Raw genomic sequence first — 17,506 nt, forward strand, 5'->3', positions numbered from 1 at the left:
GCGCGCGGCGGTCCTACTGCGTTTCGAGCGGCAGCGCCCGCCCGAGAATCGCGAACGGCCGCGGGTCGCCGGTGAACTGGTAGTCGCGCAGAACGTCGACGAACCCCGTGCGCCGGTACAGCTTCCACGCCCGGCTGGTGCCCTCCGGAGTGGAGAGCAGGACGTTCGCGCTGGGCACGCCGTCGAGCAGCCGGCGCAGCAGGTCCTCGCCGATCTGCTTGCCCTGGTTCTCCGGGCGCACGTGGATCTCGGTGAGCTCGAAGTAGTCCGTCAGCCAGCGTTCGGCTTCCGCTGTTCCGGAGCGGCGGGTGAGACCGTGCCGGACCTGCTCGTGCCACCACTGCCCGGCGCGGCCCTTGTAGCCGTACGCGATGCCGAGCAGGACGCCGTTGTCGTCGAGGGCGGCCATGCAGCGCCAGCCCTCGCGCAGCGCGTGCGTGAGCCACATCGGCGCGCGCTGCTCGGCCGTGCCCTCGGGGTAGCGCATGGCGTTCACGTAGATCGCCAGCGCTTCCGGCAGCCGGGACCGGAACTCGTCGGCGGAGAGCTGCACGTACCGGGAGCACCCGGAGGAGGACATCGCGGTCACAGTCGACCATCCTCCCCTTCGCCCGCGAGATCGCCGGGGGTGCCCCCGGTGAGGGTGACGAGTTCGTCGAACGTCGTCGGGAAGACCGATTTCGGATGCCCCGCCGCGGCCCACACCTCGGAGTACCCGCGCAACGCCGTGTCCACGAGCGTCACGAGCCTCTCCGGATGCCCGACCGGCGCGACGCCCCCGATCGGCTGCCCCGTGTGCTCCCGGACGAACGCCGCGTCCGCCTTGCCGGCTTCGGCGACCCCGGCGAGTTCCGCCAGCCGGGACTCTTCGGCCCGATGCGCCCCCGAGGTAAGGGCGAGCACCGCGACCTCGCCCCCGTCAGCCGTGCGGCCCCGGAAGACCAAACTGTTCGCGATAGCGCCTACCGGCACCCCGAGCGCCTCCGCGGCCTGCGCGGCAGTGCGCACTTCAGCGGGCAACACCCGCACTCCGGCAGCGGCAGCGTGCAGCCCGGCCTCGCCCAGCGCGGCGGTGACCTTGGCGACAGCGGGATGGTCGTGGGTGCTCACCCGGTTATGAGACCACGCCAGTGCAGCCGTGTCCCGCACCACGTGCCCGGATTCCACCGGCGGGGTTGAGCGGACTCGCCGGCGCGGCTACTCTGGAAACAGATCGAACAGACGTTCGATACCCGGTGGGAACGCACCGGCCGGTCCCGGGGTGGGGGAAGCACCTCGGGCCCCCGGTCGGCCCCACCCGAGCAGGAGGAGGGTCGCCATGTCCGTCTCGGTCGTGTCCCCCGCGGACCGTGCCCCCGAGGCACACCGACCTGGCGCGGTGGGCGAACAGCTGACGTTCGGCGCGCCGGTGGAACGGCCAGGTGCTGCTGGTGCTGCCGCGGAGGGTGCTGCTGGCGTCTCCGAGGGCAGCGCTGCTCAGGCGTCGCGTTCGGGCGCTGGTTCCGCTGGTTCGGTTCCGTCGCCTGCTTCGGTGACTGGCTCTGCTCAGCCCGGGCTCGATCTTTGGCTCGCGTCGGAGAACGAGCCTGCTCCTTCGGCGGCTGGCCCCGCCCGGTCCGCTGCTTCGGAAACTGGCCCGGGCCTGACCCCCGCGCCGGGAAGCGACTCTGCGGCGTCGTCCGTTTCGGCGAGCGACTCTGGCCAGTCTGGTGTTCCAGGGGCCGAGTCTGGCTTGCCGTCCGCGTCGTCTCTTTCGTCGTCCGATTTCGACGAGCCTGCTGCTCTGGCGGCTGGCACTGGCTTGACGCCCGCGTTGGAAAACGACTCTGCGGCGTCGTCCGCTTCGGTGACCGACTCTGGCCAGCGTGGTGTTCGAGCGAGCGAGGCCGGTCTGCCGCCCGCCTCGTCCCCTTCGCCGTCCGGTTCCGACGAACCTGCTTCGGCGGCTGGTCCCGCTCAGCCCGCTTCCGCAGAGCCGAGCCTCGACTCGTCGTCCGAACCAGCGTCCCCCGCAGCCAACCCCGCCGCTCCGGCAACCACCCCCGCGCTGCCCTTTGCGTCGGAAAACACCCCGGCCCCCCATCCCGAACGCCCCTCAACCCTCAAGCCCACCGTGCACCACGTCCCCGAAAACACCGTGCCCAGCGCCCCGCCCCCGAGGCAGGTCGTCCACCGCACCCGGGCCGCGGTCCGGCCCTCCGCCGAGCCGTCCGCCCGCCGCTCCGGCGGCAAGGTCCAGCCGCAACTTCCGCTGTCCCTGCGCCCGCCGGCCCCGCCCGAGGCGGTCACCCTCCTCGCCCAGGCCAACCGCGGACTCGACCACGCGGACAACGAACGCGACCCAGCCGAACGCTTCATCGGTGCCTACCTGGCCGCCCTGCGCGGTGCGGGTGCGGTGCTCGCCGTCCGGGGCCGTCCGCGCCGGGGTCGGGGTCGTCCGGCCAGCGGCTGGGTGCTGCTCGACGCCGTCGCCCCCGAGTTGCGCGAATGGTCAGCGTTCTTCGCCGACCATTCGGAAACCCGGGCCGCCGCCGAAGCCGGCATCGGCGGTCGCGTCACCGCCGAGCTGGCTGAGAGTCTGCTGCAGGCAACCGCCCAGTTCCTCGAACTGGTCCGCCGGGTCGTGCACGGCCTGCCGATGTCCGGGGAAGCCCATGTCGCGTGAACTCGGCACGGTCGACCACGGCCGGCTGCTCGAGGCGTTCTCCGCGGAGGCGCACCTGCTGGGGGAGGTGGCGCACTCGGCGTCACCCGATTCGCCGGTGCCCACCGCCCCCGGCTGGACGTTGAACGAGCTGCTCAAACACGTTGGCTCCGTCTACTGGCAGGTCCTCGGCTGGATCCGCGAAGGCCGCCGCCCCGAACCGTGGCGCGAGCCCCTGCCCGGACAGCCGGTGGCCGACTTCTACTCCGTCGCCCGCACCGAACTCGAAGTCGAACTGGCCAACCACGACCCGGCCACCCGGACCGCCACCTGGTGGTCCGCCGATCCGACCCACGGTTTCTGGCGCCGCCGCATGCTCCACGAAACCCTCGTGCACCGAGTGGACGCCGAGAACGCAGCCGGAATCGGCGATTCGACCGTGCCCGACGACCTGGCCGCCGACGGCGTCGACGAGGCCCTCACCCTCTACTTTGGACACAAGCTCACCACCATGGGCATCTCGGGAACCCGAAACGGCACCGTGGGTTTCCACACCGGCGGCCACAGCTGGATCGCGAGAGCAGGCCCCGGCGAAACGGAGGCCTGGCGCTGCTCTCCCCGAGAAGCCGACGCCGCGGACGCGATCGTCACCGGCTCGCCCGCGAACGTGTACCTCTGGCTGTGGGGGAGAGTCCCGGTGACCATGGTCCACACCGACGGAGACCACGAGCTGTCCGCCCAAACCTGGGCCCTGCTGCGACTGGCCACCAGATAGCGTTCGAGAACCGAAAGCGGGGAAGCTTCCCGGTTCTGCGCTGTTTCCTCGACCACCGTGGCGATCCGGCTGTGCCGGCAAGCGTGATACCCCCGCGCTTGCCGGCACAGTTCTTTTACCGACCCCGCGAGCGGCCGTTTTTGTCGGCCCTGCCCGCTACCGTGGCGACATGGCAACACGTCTGGCCAACCTGGTCACCGCCGCCGAAGAACCAGCACGCCTGGCCCGCTTCTGGTCCGACCTCCTAGGCTGGCAACTCACCGCGAAATCCCCAGCCGAGGCAGCAATCCAGCCCCCACCCGACGACGGCTGCGACCTCACCCTGGTCTTCGCCGCGACCTCCCGCCCGAAGACCACCAAAAACCGGCTCCACCTGGACCTTTCCAGCACCTCCGGCGAGAACCAGCGCGAAACAGTCTCCCGAGCCGTGTCTTCAGGAGCACGCCCGATCGACATCGGCCAGCGCAACGTCCCGTGGATCGTTCTGGCCGACCCCGAAGACAACGAGTTCTGCGTACTCGAACCCCGCGAGGAATACGCCGATTCCGGTGCCATCGCAGCGATCGTCGTCGACGCACAAGACCCCGCGCGTCTGGCCCGCTTCTGGTCCCCGCTCACCGCGTGGCCGATCACCGCCGACGAGCCCGCCATCACCACCCTGCGCAACCCCACCGGCCGCGGCCCCACTCTCGAATTCCTGCGCGTGAACACCCCAAAACACGGCAAAAACCGCCTCCACCTAGACCTGTCCGGCGACGACCCAGCTGAAACCGACCGCATCCAAGCCGCCGGAGCTCGCCTAATCGGTACCACTCAGCCCGACGCTGCTCAGGCCGACTTCACCGACCCGGAAGACAACGAATTCCGCCTCCTACGCCCAAACTGACCCGCGCCATTGTTTCCCGCAGATCACACATTCCCGGCCACCCTCTGACAGACCCGAAACACCACAAGACGCCCCCGGTTACCTACGTCGGCGACCGTACGTCCATGGACACGCCCTCGACACCCCGCACCCTTCTCGCGAACACAATCCCCGCGCACCCGCCAAACCACCGCCACCCCAACGAAAACCTCGCGCCAGCACAAGCCTGGCGAGTACGCGTCCGCTCCGACGCCCACCCCGGCACCCTGGCCCGCTTCGCAATCCGCCTGGCCGACCTCGAATGCAGCATCCTCGGCCTGACCAGACACCCAGCCCCCGGCGGCGTCCTGGACGAATTCGTCCTGCGCCCAGCAGCAGGCTTGCCCCAGCACCTCCTGATAGACGCCCTCCGCGACGAAGGCGGCGATTGCCTGGGGATGACCGAAACCACCATCCCGGACGTCCGCGCCTCATCTGCCACCACGCTCGCCGCCGAGGATCCGATCGCCGACGCCGCCCGGGAACTCCTCACCCCCATCGCGGAATCACTAGCCCCCGAACTGCAGACAACCGCAGACATCCGGAAGCTCCCTGCCTCGGCGACACGCCTCAGGCCTTCTTCGCCGCCATTCGATGCCCCAGCAGCTGTTGATACGGAGACGACCTCTGGCACCAATACCGGACGCCGCAACGCTTCGGCGGCCCGCGCCGCGAACGGGCCACTCGACGCTCCGGCAGCGACTGATCAACAGGCAACTTCTCGAGCTGATGTCGGAAGATTCGATGCTCCGGTGGCACGCGTTGAGCCGTCTTCAGGGCCACGCGACGCACCGGCAGCTGCTGATCGGGAGGCAACCTCCGACACCGGGCAACGCGATGCTCAGGCGGCATCTGCGTCCCGCACCGGCAGGAAGCTGCCCACCGAGGCTTCCGCGCGCGAACTCCGCGCTCCTTCAACCGCGACGGCCATTGATCATAAAACTGCTTCTGGACTCGATACCGGAGCACGCCGTGTTCCGGCGGCCACTGCGCTTCCCGTCGCGGGCGAGCTGTGCATCGGGGCCGACGCTCGGGAATTGTCCACTCCGGCAGCAACTTCCAGCACCGCCGACGACACGCCGGTCACCGAAGCAATTGCCGATGCCGCCAGGCGAGAGGCGATTGCCGAAACTACCGTTCGCGGACTTCCCGATTCAGCCGCGACAGCGCTCGTCGCCGCTCGGCGGGCGATTGTTGATCCGGATTGCCGCGCTCCGATGTTGCGAATGGTGCTGTCCGCGGACCTCGTGACGCTCGTACCGATGAGCGAGGCCAACCCAGGGCGCACCGAAGGCGGGCACCGCGCCGTTTTCGCCTTTGGGGAAGGGCAGGCGTTTGTCGCCCGGCGGCGATGGGTGGCATTCGCTGAACCCGAACTTGCCCAGGCCGCAGCCTTCCTGGAACTGCTCGCCGCGGCGGCGCAGAATCTGGCCGGTCCGGCGGTGCTCGACCGTCCGGACGGGGCGGCGGTCGTTCTGCGCCTCGGTACTCCGCGGGACACCGACGCGATCGGTGCGGTGCATCTTCGCTGCTCGGCGAAGACGTTGTTCAACCGCTACCACACAGGGCTGCGCACGGTCCCCCGGAAATGGCTGCACCGCTTGCTCATGCCTCCGCGCGGAACCAGCTTGCTCGCGGTGTGCGGCCGGGACGTGATCGGGTTCGGGCAGCTGATTTCCCAGCGCGACGGTACGGCCGAGGTATCGCTTCTCGTCGAGGATGCTTGGCAGCGCCAGGGAATCGGCACGGCGTTGCTCGCTCGGCTGGTTGCCCTCGCCGGAGCCGACGGGATCACGGAACTGACTGCGTTCCGTCTACCGGGCAACGACGCGATGGCCCGGACCGCTGTTCGCGCCGGACTGCGGGTCGAAACCGGTCCGGACGACGGCACGGTGCTCCGGCTTGTCGCCGGCCGGACGCCGCGGACGGTCAGCGGTTCCAGAACCAGTCTTTGCCCCGCGCCTCGCGCAGCGCCTGCTTCTTCCGGTCGGGAGTGAGCCGGTCGAGGTAGAGCTTGCCGTCGAGGTGGTCGGTTTCGTGCTGGAGACACTGGGCCAGCACGTCGACGCCCTCGACCTCGATCGGCTCGTTGCGCAGGTCGACGCCGCGCACCACGGCGTGCTTCGCGCGGACCGTCGGGAACCACAGTTCCGGCACCGACAGGCAGCCCTCGCCGATTTCGTGCGTTTCCTCGGACAGGTGGGCGATCTCCGGGTTGATGACGTACCCGGTCAGCCCGCCGACGTCGTAGCTGAACACCCGCAGCCCGACCCCGATCTGCGGCGCGGCGAGCCCTGCCCGGCCCTCCGGCTGCACGCTGTCGAGGAGGTCCTTCACCAGCGCCTCGATCTTGCTGTCGAACGTGGTCACCGGGTCGCACACGGACTTGAGCACCGGGTCACCGAAGTAGCGCAACTCGCGCATCGCCATGATCGAACGTCCTTTTGTCCACCGAGGGGCCACGAGAAGTCTAGTGACACCACCTGCTTCGCCGACGCGGGTCCACCAGGCAAGCCCGACGGCACCGCCCATACGGCGGAACCACAGGCCGCATCCGCTCGCGTCTCGGCCGAGCAGCACGGGGCAAGGATCAAGCTCTCAAACGGAGTCCCTTCGGCGTCGCGCGGAAGCCGGCTTCCTGCAGGATCTCGGCTAGCTCCGAGGTCAGCGCGTGTTCTCCGTCCGCGCGCTGGACGGCCAACTGGCCCAGCCAGCCTTCCCGAACCGCGGTCGACAACGCGGCCGCGGCGGCTTGCAGCGAGCTGCGTTCCTCGGTGAAGCTCAGCAACGAGCGGCCGCCGCGTTCGACGTACAGGGCTGGGATTCCGTCGACCAGCACCGCCAGCGCTCCGGCTTTGCGCGCCGGGCGGTGTTTCGTGTCGCCTGTCGCGGCAGGCCAGGACAGAGCCGCGCCGTACGGCTGTGCTGGATCCGCGGCGGCGAGCACCACGGCACGCGCGTTGTCGTTTCGGGCCGCCGAGGCGGGCGCGGTGCTGGAGAGCGCCCGCAGCCGGTCGACCGCGCCCTTCGCGGCGAACTGTGCGGCACCGAGACCTTCGACGACATAGCCGCGGATGACCTGCCCGGTGTCCTCCATGCCGCGCAACACTTTGTAGATCCCGGAAAACCCGCCGGTGACCCGTTCGGTGTCGAGCGCGCCTCGGGTGAGGACGCCGTGCCGTTCCAGGAATGCCTCGGTGCGGGCATGTGCTCGTCGCGTCGGGTCGGCTTCGCGAGGCGGGGTCAGCGCCCAACGGCCGGCTGCGGTCGGCGGCCCGGTGCGCGACGGCATCGCCAGACGGCCGGCGCGCATGCGGGCGTAGCGGCCGCGTGGCGCTTGCCGCCGGGGTTTGTGCGCGCCGTGCCCGGCGACCTGCGCGCGCAGCGGCGCGAGCGTGTCGCCGGTGACCAGCCCGGCCCACACCAGATCCCACAGCGCGGCCACCACGGCACCGTCGTCCGGCGGCTGTTCCAGACCCGGCGTGACCCGGTCGACAAGCTGGCGGAAGAACAACGCTCCGCCTTCCAGCGCCGTCACGATGGCGTCGTGCAGCGGGCTCGTCGGCGGATTCTCCTCGACCTCGGGCAGCAGCAGATCCGCGACGTCCGACGGAGCGAGCGCCAGCCACCCGTCCCCGCCGGAGAGCGAACCGCAGCCTGCCCACGTGACCTCGCCCGCGGTGGTGAGTTCGTCGAGCAGCGCGGGGGAGTAGCCCGGCAACCGGCTCGGCAGGATCAGCGACTCGACCGCGCTCGCCGGCAACGGCGCACCGGCAAGCTGTTCGACCACCGACAGCACGTCGTCGGCCGTCGGCGCCGACCGCAGCCGCGCGCCGATTCCGTGCCACGAGGGCAAGAACCGGCCCAGCGCGGCCGGCTCCACGGGCTCGACCTCTGCCCGCAGCCGGGCGAGCGACGCGCGCCGCAACCGCCGCAGCACGGCCGCGTCGCAGTATTCGACGCCCACGCCATGGGTTTCCGGATGTCCGACCGGACTCAGCTCGCCGCGGACCAGCCTGCCTTCACCGGTGAGCCGGTCGAGCACGCCGGTGACGACGGCTGAACCCAACCCGAACCGATCCGCCGCGGCCGTCGCGGAGAACGGGCCGCGGGTCCGCGCGTAGCGGCCGAGCAGGTCGCCCAGCGGATCCGCCACCGGCTCGGTGAACGCCTCGGGCACACCGACCGGAAGCGCGACGCCCAGCGCGTCCCGCACCCGCCCGGCGTCCTCGATGGCCAGATACCGCTCCTCGCCGCCGATGCGCACCTGGATCGCCCGCCGTGCCGAGGCGAGTTCTTCCAGCCACTCCGGCTGAATCCCGCGTTCCGCGGCTTCGGCGACGGACAGATCGCCGAGGAACCGCAGCAGGTCGGCCGCGTCCTCCGCCGACCGGGCGTGCCTATCTGGTTCGAGCCGCTGCAACGACCGTTCGACCTCGGCCACGGCCTCCGGATCGAGCAACTCGCGAATCGCTTCCGTGCCCAGCAATTCGGCCAGCAGCGCGGAATCCAGCGACAGCGCCGCCGCACGCCGTTCAGCCAGCGGAGCATCCGTCTCGTACAGGAACATCCCGACGTAACCGAACAACAGGCTTCGGGCGAACGGCGACGCGGCAGGCGTCTCCACCTCGACCAGCCGCACCTTGCGCGCCCGGACGTCCGACATCAGCTCGCGCAGCCCGCCGACGTCGTAGACGTCCTGCAGAACCTCGCGCATGGCCTCCAGCACGACCGGGAACCGCTCGTACTTCGCCGCCACCGACAACAGTTGCGACGCCCGTTGCCGTTGCTGCCACAACGGTGTGCGCCGCCGCGGGTCTCGGCGCGGCAGCAAGAGCGAGCGGGCCGCGCACTCCCGGAACCGCGCCGCGAAGACCGCCGAGCCGCCGACCTCCGCCACGATCAGCTGCTCGACCTCCTCCGGATCCAGCAGGACGTCGTCGGCGGTGATGGTGACCTCGCCGCCGTCGGCGTCGAGCGCGTCGGGCAGCCGCAGCACGATGCCGTCGTCGGAGTGCGCCACCTGGGCGTCGACGCCGCGATTTTCCCGCAGCCGGGCGGCGATCGCGAGCGCCCATGGAGCGTTCACCTGCGCGCCGAACGGCGAGTGCAGCACGATCCGCCAGTCGCCCAGTTCGTCGCGGTAGCGCTCGAGCAGGATGACGCGGTCGTTGGGCACGTGCCGGGTCGCCGACTTCTGTTCTTCCAGATACGCCAGCAGGTTGTCGCAGGCGCGCTGGTCGAGCCCGGCCGCGGCGGCCCGGTCCCGCGCCGTCGCGGTGTCCGAAGTGGACAGTTCGCGGACGAACGCGCCGAGCGCCCGCCCCAGTTCCAGCGGGCGTCCGGCGGCGTCGCCCTTCCAGAACGGCATCCGGGCGGGCTGGCCCGGAGCGGGCACGACGATCACCCGGTCATGGGTGATGTCGGTGATCCGCCACGACGAGGTGCCGAGCAGGATCGTGTCGCCGACCCGCGATTCGTACACCATCTCCTCGTCGAACTCGCCCACGCGCGAGCCGGGTTTGCCCTCGTCGCCCGGCGTCATCACGGTGAACAGCCCGCGGTCGGGGATCGTGCCACCAGACGTGACCGCCAGCCGCTGCGAACCCGGCCGTCTGCGCAGTTCGCCGCCGACCCGGTCCCACGTGATGCGCGCCCGCAGCTCGCCGAACTCCTCGCTCGGGTAGCGGCCGGCGAGCATGTCGAGCACCGCGTGCAGCGCGTCGTCCGGCAGCGAGCTGAACGGAGCCGCCCGCCGGACGAGCGCCGCCAGCTCCGGCACCGTCCACGGCTCGAGCGCCACCATCGCGACGACGTGCTGGGCCAGCACGTCGAGCGGGTTGCGCGGGTACCGCACCGCCTCGATCGCCCCGGTCGCCATCCGTTCCGCGACGACGGCGCACGACACCAGATCGCCGCGGAACTTCGGGAACATCACGCCGGACGACACCGCGCCGACCTGGTGCCCGGCCCGGCCGACGCGCTGCAGCCCGGACGCCACCGTGGGCGGAGCCTCGATCTGCACGACCAGGTCCACCGCGCCCATGTCGATGCCGAGTTCGAGCGACGACGTGGCCACCACGCACGGCAGCCGCCCGGACTTCAGTTCTTCTTCGACATGGGTGCGCTGCTCGCGGGACATCGACCCGTGGTGCGCCCGCGCGATGACCGGCTCCGCCCCCGTCGTGACGCCGGACTGCCCGACCGCCTCCGCCGGGAACGCGTCGCTCCGGGACAGACCGGTCTGCTCGGACGCGAGTTCGTTGAGCCGTGCGGTGAGCCGTTCGGTAAGCCGCCGCGAGTTGCCGAACACGATGGTGGAGCGGTGCGCGCGGATCAGCTCCAGCACCCGTTCCTCGACCGCGGGCCAGATCGACGGCCGCTGCACCGCCGCGCCGGCCACCTCTTCCTGGGTGCCGATCCCGCCCTCCGAAGGCAACTGCGACAGCGACGTGAGGTCGTCGAGCCGCTCCAGCGGCGAAGGCACCGGGCCGTCGAGGTTCGCCATGTCCTCGACGGGCACCTCCACCCGCACCTGGATCGTCTTCGCGAGCTTCGGCTGCACGACCGTGACCGGACGGCCGCCGGCGAGGAACGCGCTGACCTCGTCGACCGGCCGCACGGTGGCCGACAATCCGATGCGCTGAGCCGGTTTGGGCAGCAGCGCGTCGAGCCGTTCCAGCGACAACGCCAGGTGCGCGCCGCGTTTGCCGCCCGCGACGGCGTGCACCTCGTCGACGATGACCGTCTCGACGCCCTTCAGCGATTCCCGTGCCGAGGACGTGAGGATGAGAAACAGCGACTCCGGCGTGGTGACCAGCACGTCCGGCGGGGTTTTCCCGAACGACCGGCGCTCCGCCGCCGTGGTGTCGCCGGTGCGCATGCCGACCTCGATCTCCGGCACGGGCAGGCCGAGCCGGTGCGCGGCCTGGGAGATGCCCGCCAGCGGCGCGCGCAGGTTGCGCTGCACGTCGACCGCCAGCGCCTTCAGCGGCGAGACGTACAGGATCCGGCACCGCTCGCGCGGGTTCGCCGGCGGCGGTTCCGCCGCCAGCCGGTCGAGTGCCCACAGGAACGCGGACAGCGTCTTGCCGGACCCGGTGGGCGCCACGACCAGGGCGTGCTGCCCGGCGTGTGCGGCCCGCCAGGCCCCTTCCTGCGCGGCCGTCGGGGCGGCGAAGGCTCCGGCGAACCAGGTGCTGGTCGCCGGGGAGAAGAGGTCGAGGACGTCGTTTGCCACGGGATCCATCATGCGCGGCGCCCCCGACAATTTCCGGGGCCCCGGCAGCGAACCCTGTGCCGGATCCGCTCGTGTGGGTGACCGATCGGCTTAGATCGCGTACTTCCACACGGTCAGCGAATAAGCCGAATACCAGGCCCCGACCAGCACGAACACGGTCGCCGCGGCGATCATCGTGGACTTCTTGCGACCGGCCAGCCCCATCGCGACGGGCAGCAGGAGAGCGAAGTCGGGGAGGACGAACCTCGACTTCAGGGCAGGCAGCCCGGCACTGCACAGGACCAGCACCAGGACACCCACCGCGTACGCGGCCAGCGGCCACGGCATCCGGCGGCCGGTGACGCAGACGACCGCGAGCGCGATCGCCGCGACCATCACCAGCACGACGAGCGTTTCCCACGCGTTGCCCGAGGTGAAAAGCGTCTGCGTGATCCACTGCCAGGCTTCGGCCCCGGCGTCGAAACGCGTGTTCCAGCCGCGCAGCTCCACGTCCTGCCAGCCGGTCGCACTGCCGGTCTGCACCGCGACGAACAGCCAGTACCCGAGCAGGCCGAGCGGCGCGACGAAGACGCACACGAGCGCGTTCCACCGCTGTCTGTTCCGCCACACGTCGACAGCCGCGGCGATCACCACGACGGCGACCAGCACGCACGCGGTGGAGCGGGTGAGCCCGGCGAACAGCGTCGCGGTCGCGGCGAGATACCACCTGCGTTCGAGCACACCGACCAGCGCCCACGCGGCGAGCGCGGTGAAGAGCGCCTCGGTCATCACCATGCTCTCGGCGATCGCCATCGGCGCGGCGCCCCACAACACCGCGAGCAGCAACCCCGCCCGCTGGCTGTGGACGAGCCGGCCGATCCGGTACATCGCCGCCGCCGCCGCGATTCCGGCGAGCGCCGACACCAGGAGGCCCGCTCCGTAGTACGTCACCCCGGGCAGCTTCTCGAACAGCCCGGTCAGGGCTGGATACAACGGGAAGTAGCCGTACGACGCGTCGGGATACGGCAGCCCGGCGGCGTCGAGCGGATTGCTCACGCCGGTGTAGCTGTGCTCCGCGATCTGCAGGTACCACCAGCCGTCCCAGGCCTTCAGCCGCTCGCCGAACGGCAGGTCCCGGGGCGCGGCCATCGCCGCGAGCGCGCCGAGACCGACCAGCCGCACCACGAGGTACAGCACCGCGGCGTGCAGGTAGCCGGAGCGGCTCCATCTGCCCGCCGCGACCCGCAGCGAGCGCGCCGGACCGTCCGATGCCCGTTCGAACTGCTCCCGGCGGGTTTTGTCCACTAGCTCTGTCATTGCCTCCCCGTCCTCGGAAGACGAGACGTTCCGTTGTTCCCCGGGGTTGCGCGCGTCGCGAGTTTCGCGGGTCCGCACGCACGGTGACCGGGCACGTGGCAGCATCTCCGCCAGCGCTGCTTGAGTCGAGGGGAAATTACTGTGCGGATCCTGTCGGTGGACCTCGGGACGTCCAACACCGTTGCCGTCCTTTCCGCGCACGGCAGGCCGCCACGCGTCGTCGAGGTCGACGGGTCGGCCAACATGCCCTCCGCGGTGTTCGCCGGGGAAGACGGCACGCTCATGGTCGGCCGGGACGCCGAACGTCGTGCGCGGCTCGACCCGACACGGTTCGAGCCCAACCCTAAACGGCGCATCGACGAGCAGACGCTGCTGCTCGGCACAGACGTCGTGCCGGTCAACGAAGCGCTCGCCGCGATCCTGCGCCGGGTGCTCGACGAGACCACGCGCCAGCTCGGCGGCGAACAGCCGGACGAGGTCCGGCTCACCCACCCCGCGCAGTGGGGTCCGGTGCGCCGCAACGTGCTGCTGAGCGCGGCGCGGCTCGCGGGCGTCCGCGGAAACGTCATCCTCGTGCCGGAGCCCGTCGCGGCCGCGGCGCACTTCGCGTCGTTCCCTGAGCGCGCGTTGGCTCCAGGGCAGGCTCTCGCGGTGTACGACCTCGGCGCGGGCACGTTCGACGTCGCAGTCGTCGGCGCGAACCAGAACGGTTACACAGTGCTCGCCGAGGACGGTCTGCCCGACCTCGGCGGCCTCGACGTCGACCAGGCGCTGATGGTCCACGTAGGACGTGAGGTGTCCCACTCGGACCCGCAGCGCTGGCAGCGTCTGCTTCGCCCCGAGTCCACTGCGGACCGGCGTACGCGACGCGCGCTGCAAGAAGACGTGAAGGCCGCGAAGGAGGCACTGTCTCGGCATCCGCAGACAGAGGTGCCGATGCCGGAGCCGTTCAAGGACGTGCTCGTCACGCGCGGAGAGCTCGAAGGCTTGGTGCGTCCGGCGATGCTGCGCAGCGTGGAGCTGCTTTCGCGGACACTGCGTTCGGCTGGGCTGACCTCGGAGCGTCTCGTCGGCATCTACCTCGTCGGCGGTTCGAGCCGGTTGCCGCTGGTCGGATCGATGATCGCGGAGAAGCTCGGCGTCGTCCCCACGAGCCTCGACCAGCCTGAGACGGCCGTCGCCCTGGGTGCGCAGCACGTCGCTAAAGACGGACTGTCGATGCGTACGCAGAACGTCGAGGGCCAGGTGGCGTCAGGTGCGCCGTACGCGCCGCCTGCTGCGCCGCAGGGCGGCTACCCGGCGTACTCACCGACGCAGCCACAGCAGATGCCACCGTTCCAGCCTTCGCCGGCACCGTCCAACTTCCCGACGTACACGCCCGCTAAGCCGGAGAAGAAGAGCCGCACCAAGCTGTTGATCGGTATCGCGGCAGCTGTGGTGGTCGTGCTCGCCGCGGGGTTGACCGTGTTCCTGACAACACAGGGTTCGTCAGTGAAGACGTACACCGCCGACGAGTGCCGTACGCCGGGGCAAGCCGACTCTTCCGGGCTGACCGGCTGCATGCGTCAGCTCGCCGGCAAGGTCGCTGACAACGGCGGCTGTGCTCCCGGCATGGGCAACGGCCCCGCCGCGCCGGCGAAGAGCCTCGGTACCGCGTCGACGTGCGCCGCGCCGGGGCGCGCGGGCACTCAGGTGACGTACGTGCAGGGACAGTCGGCAGCGGAGCTGAAGCAGTACACCGACGGACTGCTCTCCTCCGCGGGCGGCGACCGCACCGAAGCGGACTGGAAGGGCAACGCGCTCGAAGGGCACTACGCGGCGGCGGCCGGGCAGTCGTCGGCGGTCCTCGTGTTCACCGTGAAGGACCGGCCCCTCGTCGGGTTCCTCTACCAGGTGAATTCCGGCGGGCAGGCGGCCACGCCGGGCGCGCTGGCCGACTACTTCGAGCAGAACGTCCAGCCGGGGGAGTGATCCCCGCCGGAGCGGGAAAGCTAGCATTCGCCCGATGCGTATCACGGTGTTCCGACGGCTGATGGCCGACGAGTTCGGGTCCGGACGCGCCGAGATGCTCGCCAAGGACCACGTGTTCAGCGGGCTCGGCGGGCGCACGGTCGAAGAGGCGCTGAGCGCGGGAACGCCGGCCAAAGAGATCTGGCGAGCGGTCTGCGTCGAGTTCGAGGTGCCGCCGGAGCGGCGCTGACCTGCGAGTTCCGGGTCCGGACGCGGGGGAGGGCGAAAACCTCGGCGGATGGGCGTGTCGCTGTAAACCTCGAACACCTGTTCGTCTATGGTGTTGTGCACAACGGGGCCAGCGATCCACAGATCAGTCGCCGCGCCTGGAATTGTCGGTCCCTCCCCGTAGCGTCGGACCGGACAGAGCTTGGACCCCGGACAAGCTTGATCTGGACAACCGAACACACAGGCCCCAACCAGCGAGGTGGACTTCCATGCCAGCAGCACCCGACAAGGACAAGGCGCTCGAGCTCGCCCTTGCGCAGATCGACAAGCAGTACGGCAAGGGCTCGGTGATGCGCCTCGGCGAGGACAACCGCCCGCCCGTCTCCGTGATCCCCACCGGCGCGATCGCCCTCGACGTCGCGCTCGGCATCGGCGGCCTGCCGCGCGGCCGGGTCATCGAGGTCTACGGCCCGGAGTCCTCCGGCAAGACCACGGTCGCCCTGCACGCGGTGGCCAACGCGCAGCGCAACGGCGGCATCGCGGCGTTCATCGACGCGGAGCACGCGCTGGACCCGGAGTACGCCAGGAAGCTCGGCGTGGACACCGACGCGCTGCTCGTCTCCCAGCCGGACACCGGCGAGCAGGCGCTGGAGATCGCGGACATGCTGATCCGCTCCGGCGCGCTCGACATCCTGGTCATCGACTCCGTGGCCGCGCTCGTGCCGCGCGCCGAGATCGAGGGCGAGATGGGCGACTCGCACGTCGGCCTCCAGGCTCGCCTGATGAGCCAGGCGCTGCGCAAGATGACCGGTGCGATGAACAACTCCGGCACCACGGCGATCTTCATCAACCAGTTGCGCGAGAAGATCGGCGTCATGTTCGGCTCGCCGGAGACCACCACGGGCGGCAAGGCGCTGAAGTTCTACGCCTCGGTCCGCCTCGACGTCCGCCGCATCGAAACGCTCAAGGACGGCGGCGAGCCGGTCGGCAACCGCACCCGCGTCAAGGTCGTCAAGAACAAGATGGCCCCGCCCTTCAAGCAGGCCGAGTTCGACATCCTCTACGGCGTGGGCGTTTCCCGCGAGGGCTCGCTCATCGACATGGGCGTCGACCAGGGGATCCTGCGCAAGTCGGGTGCCTGGTACACGTACGAGGGCGACCAGCTCGGCCAGGGCAAGGAGAACGCGCGGAAGTTCCTGCGCGACAACCCGGACATCGCCAACGAGATCGAGAAGCGCATCAAGGAGAAGCTCAACATCGGTCCGCAGGTCGATGCCGAAGCCGAGGCAGCGCCCGCGCCGGTCGACTTCTGATCCGGGGAGGGGAGGGGATCGGCAGGTTCCCTCCCCGGTGCTCGGGCCGCGCACCGGTCCGCCGCTGAAACCGGGGACCAGCGCGGTTTCGCCGCGACGGGATCTTCGGGTACGACGGTGTTCCGGATGCGCAGGTGTGCCCTTGCCCGGCGGTTCTCCGGCTGGGTGTGCGGCAGCGGCTGGGTGCGCGGCGGCTGGGTGCGGCTATCTCCGGCTGGGTGCGCGGTGGCTGGGCGTGGCCATCTCCGGCTGGGTGCGGCCAGCGGGTCGTGCGGGGATTGCGGCCGGGATCTCTGCCGGTGCGGTGGGGATCTCCCGGGTACGACGTGCTCGGCCGGTCTGAAGCGGTGCGCGCGGGCAAGCTCCGCGGGTGCGCGCTGGGCGGTGGTGACGAGCATCGGTGCGGGCTGTCGCCTGAGCCGGTGCGAGTTCCGGCGGCTGCGCTTCGGTCGGCGGGTGGCGAACCGTACGAATCGCGGTGTTCGGCACCAGGAAATCGGCGTTGAGGTGGAGGTGCCGTCGTCCGAGGGCGGCACCGTGAACAAGGAGTGTGGTCGTGGCCAGGGCGCCGAAGGTCGAGCCGATGGAGTTGCCTCCGGAGGAGCGGGCGAAGAAGGCCAAGGAGATCTGCTTCGACCTCCTCGCCGCTCGGCCGAGGGCGGTCGAGGAGCTGCGACAGACGTTGCAGCGCAAGGGCTTCGACAGCGACACCGTGGAAACCTTGCTCGGCAAGCTCGACCGCGCCGGTCTCGTCAACGACGCCGAGTTCGCCGAAGCCTGGGTCCGCGACCGGCACGCCAACCAAGGGCTGTCGCGTACCGCGCTCGTCGCGGAGTTGCGGCGCAAGGGCGTCGACGACGAGATCGCGACGCAAGCGGCGGAGGAAGTCGACCGGGAAGCCGAGGAACAGCGTGCCCGCGAACTGGTGCGCAAACGGCTCAGGTCGCTCGGGAACGTCGACGAGCAGACCGCGATCCGCCGGCTGCTCGGGTTCCTCGCGCGCAAGGGCTATCCGCAAGGGCTGGCGTACACGGTGATCCGCGACGAACTTCGCGAGTTCGGGGCTGAATCCAGCATGCTGGACGACGTGCCGGTCGACTGATCGCCTCGCGGCACCGAGAAACCCGCCGCCTCCGGTACGAAGACGACGGGTTTC

The 17,506-nt window shown here is 70.5% G+C and carries 13 protein-coding genes; 8 read left to right on the forward strand and 5 right to left on the reverse strand.

The genetic code is table 11. The annotated features are described in order from the left end of the window. Positions 1 to 13: 13 nt before the first annotated feature. Entirely contained in the window at positions 14 to 589 is a 576-nt protein-coding gene (locus tag EIZ45_RS24050; protein ID WP_134665872.1) for a GNAT family N-acetyltransferase, read from the reverse strand. Next, entirely contained in the window at positions 586 to 1,110 is a 525-nt protein-coding gene (locus EIZ45_RS24055; protein ID WP_134665874.1) for a YbaK/EbsC family protein, read from the reverse strand. The genes EIZ45_RS24050 and EIZ45_RS24055 overlap by 4 nt, the downstream gene beginning before the upstream one ends. Positions 1,111 to 2,113: 1,003 nt before the next feature. Between EIZ45_RS24055 and EIZ45_RS46905 the strand changes: the two genes are divergently transcribed. From EIZ45_RS46905 to EIZ45_RS47645, 4 genes are all read left to right on the forward strand, one after another. Next, on the forward strand, positions 2,114 to 2,665 hold the full coding sequence (locus tag EIZ45_RS46905) for an SAV_6107 family HEPN domain-containing protein (protein WP_134665876.1): 552 nt from the start codon (positions 2,114 to 2,116) through the stop codon (positions 2,663 to 2,665). Then, positions 2,655 to 3,419 (forward strand): maleylpyruvate isomerase N-terminal domain-containing protein, encoded by a 765-nt coding sequence (locus tag EIZ45_RS24065; protein WP_134665878.1) that lies wholly within the window; start codon positions 2,655 to 2,657, stop codon positions 3,417 to 3,419. The genes EIZ45_RS46905 and EIZ45_RS24065 overlap by 11 nt, the downstream gene beginning before the upstream one ends. Positions 3,420 to 3,588: 169 nt before the next feature. Further along, the gene (locus tag EIZ45_RS24070) at positions 3,589 to 4,305 is read left to right on the forward strand and encodes a VOC family protein (protein ID WP_134665880.1); all 717 of its coding nucleotides are present in this window, start codon (positions 3,589 to 3,591) and stop codon (positions 4,303 to 4,305) included. A gap of 104 nt (positions 4,306 to 4,409) precedes the next feature. Then, on the forward strand, positions 4,410 to 6,320 hold the full coding sequence (locus tag EIZ45_RS47645; RefSeq protein ID WP_370318173.1) for a GNAT family N-acetyltransferase: 1,911 nt from the start codon (positions 4,410 to 4,412) through the stop codon (positions 6,318 to 6,320). On the opposite strand, the gene def is transcribed toward EIZ45_RS47645, so the two are convergent. From def to EIZ45_RS24095, 3 genes are all read right to left on the reverse strand, one after another. Beyond that, positions 6,253 to 6,753, reverse strand: coding sequence for a peptide deformylase (gene def, locus EIZ45_RS24085; RefSeq protein ID WP_037809726.1), 501 nt, complete (start codon positions 6,751 to 6,753; stop codon positions 6,253 to 6,255). The genes EIZ45_RS47645 and def overlap by 68 nt on opposite strands. Before the next feature lie 160 nt (positions 6,754 to 6,913). After that, entirely contained in the window at positions 6,914 to 11,572 is a 4,659-nt protein-coding gene (locus EIZ45_RS24090; protein WP_240690752.1) for an ATP-dependent helicase, read from the reverse strand. 81 nt (positions 11,573 to 11,653) lie between these two features. Next, positions 11,654 to 12,859, reverse strand: coding sequence for a glycosyltransferase family 39 protein (locus EIZ45_RS24095; RefSeq protein WP_134665884.1), 1,206 nt, complete (start codon positions 12,857 to 12,859; stop codon positions 11,654 to 11,656). Between the two features lie 141 nt (positions 12,860 to 13,000). Here EIZ45_RS24095 and EIZ45_RS24100 point away from each other — a divergent pair, with 141 nt between their 5' ends. The 4 genes from EIZ45_RS24100 to EIZ45_RS24115 all read left to right on the forward strand — a co-directional run bounded on the left by EIZ45_RS24100 (position 13,001) and on the right by EIZ45_RS24115 (position 17,452). After that, complete coding sequence (locus EIZ45_RS24100) at positions 13,001 to 14,830, forward strand: Hsp70 family protein (RefSeq protein WP_134665886.1); 1,830 nt, start codon at positions 13,001 to 13,003, stop codon at positions 14,828 to 14,830. Between the two features lie 34 nt (positions 14,831 to 14,864). Continuing rightward, positions 14,865 to 15,059: a DUF3046 domain-containing protein gene (locus tag EIZ45_RS24105; RefSeq protein WP_037809733.1), complete on the forward strand. Its 195-nt coding sequence runs from the start codon at positions 14,865 to 14,867 to the stop codon at positions 15,057 to 15,059. A gap of 247 nt (positions 15,060 to 15,306) precedes the next feature. Continuing rightward, positions 15,307 to 16,350: a recombinase RecA gene (gene recA, locus EIZ45_RS24110; RefSeq protein WP_037809735.1), complete on the forward strand. Its 1,044-nt coding sequence runs from the start codon at positions 15,307 to 15,309 to the stop codon at positions 16,348 to 16,350. Positions 16,351 to 16,933: 583 nt separating this feature from the next. After that, positions 16,934 to 17,452 carry a regulatory protein RecX gene (locus EIZ45_RS24115; RefSeq protein ID WP_134665964.1) on the forward strand — a complete coding sequence of 173 codons (519 nt, stop codon included), beginning with the start codon at positions 16,934 to 16,936 and terminating at the stop codon, positions 17,450 to 17,452. The last annotated feature ends 54 nt before the right edge of the window (positions 17,453 to 17,506 follow it).

The sequence above is a fragment of the Amycolatopsis sp. CFH S0740 genome (assembly GCF_004522315.1).
Taxonomy (GTDB): Bacteria; Actinomycetota; Actinomycetes; order Mycobacteriales; family Pseudonocardiaceae; genus Amycolatopsis; species Amycolatopsis nivea.

Excerpts from the sequence above, each read along its gene's own strand:
- EIZ45_RS24095 (WP_134665884.1), bottom strand. The coding sequence starts at position 12,859 with ATGACAGAGCTAGTGGACAAAACCCGCCGGGAGCAGTTCGAACGGGCA.
- def (WP_037809726.1), bottom strand. The coding sequence starts at position 6,753 with ATGGCGATGCGCGAGTTGCGCTACTTCGGTGACCCGGTGCTCAAGTCC.
- recA (WP_037809735.1), top strand. The coding sequence starts at position 15,307 with ATGCCAGCAGCACCCGACAAGGACAAGGCGCTCGAGCTCGCCCTTGCG.
- EIZ45_RS24115 (WP_134665964.1), top strand. The coding sequence starts at position 16,934 with ATGGAGTTGCCTCCGGAGGAGCGGGCGAAGAAGGCCAAGGAGATCTGC.
- EIZ45_RS24105 (WP_037809733.1), top strand. The coding sequence starts at position 14,865 with ATGCGTATCACGGTGTTCCGACGGCTGATGGCCGACGAGTTCGGGTCC.
- EIZ45_RS47645 (WP_370318173.1), top strand. The coding sequence starts at position 4,410 with ATGGACACGCCCTCGACACCCCGCACCCTTCTCGCGAACACAATCCCC.
- EIZ45_RS24090 (WP_240690752.1), bottom strand. The coding sequence starts at position 11,572 with ATGGATCCCGTGGCAAACGACGTCCTCGACCTCTTCTCCCCGGCGACC.
- EIZ45_RS24065 (WP_134665878.1), top strand. The coding sequence starts at position 2,655 with ATGTCGCGTGAACTCGGCACGGTCGACCACGGCCGGCTGCTCGAGGCG.
- EIZ45_RS24070 (WP_134665880.1), top strand. The coding sequence starts at position 3,589 with ATGGCAACACGTCTGGCCAACCTGGTCACCGCCGCCGAAGAACCAGCA.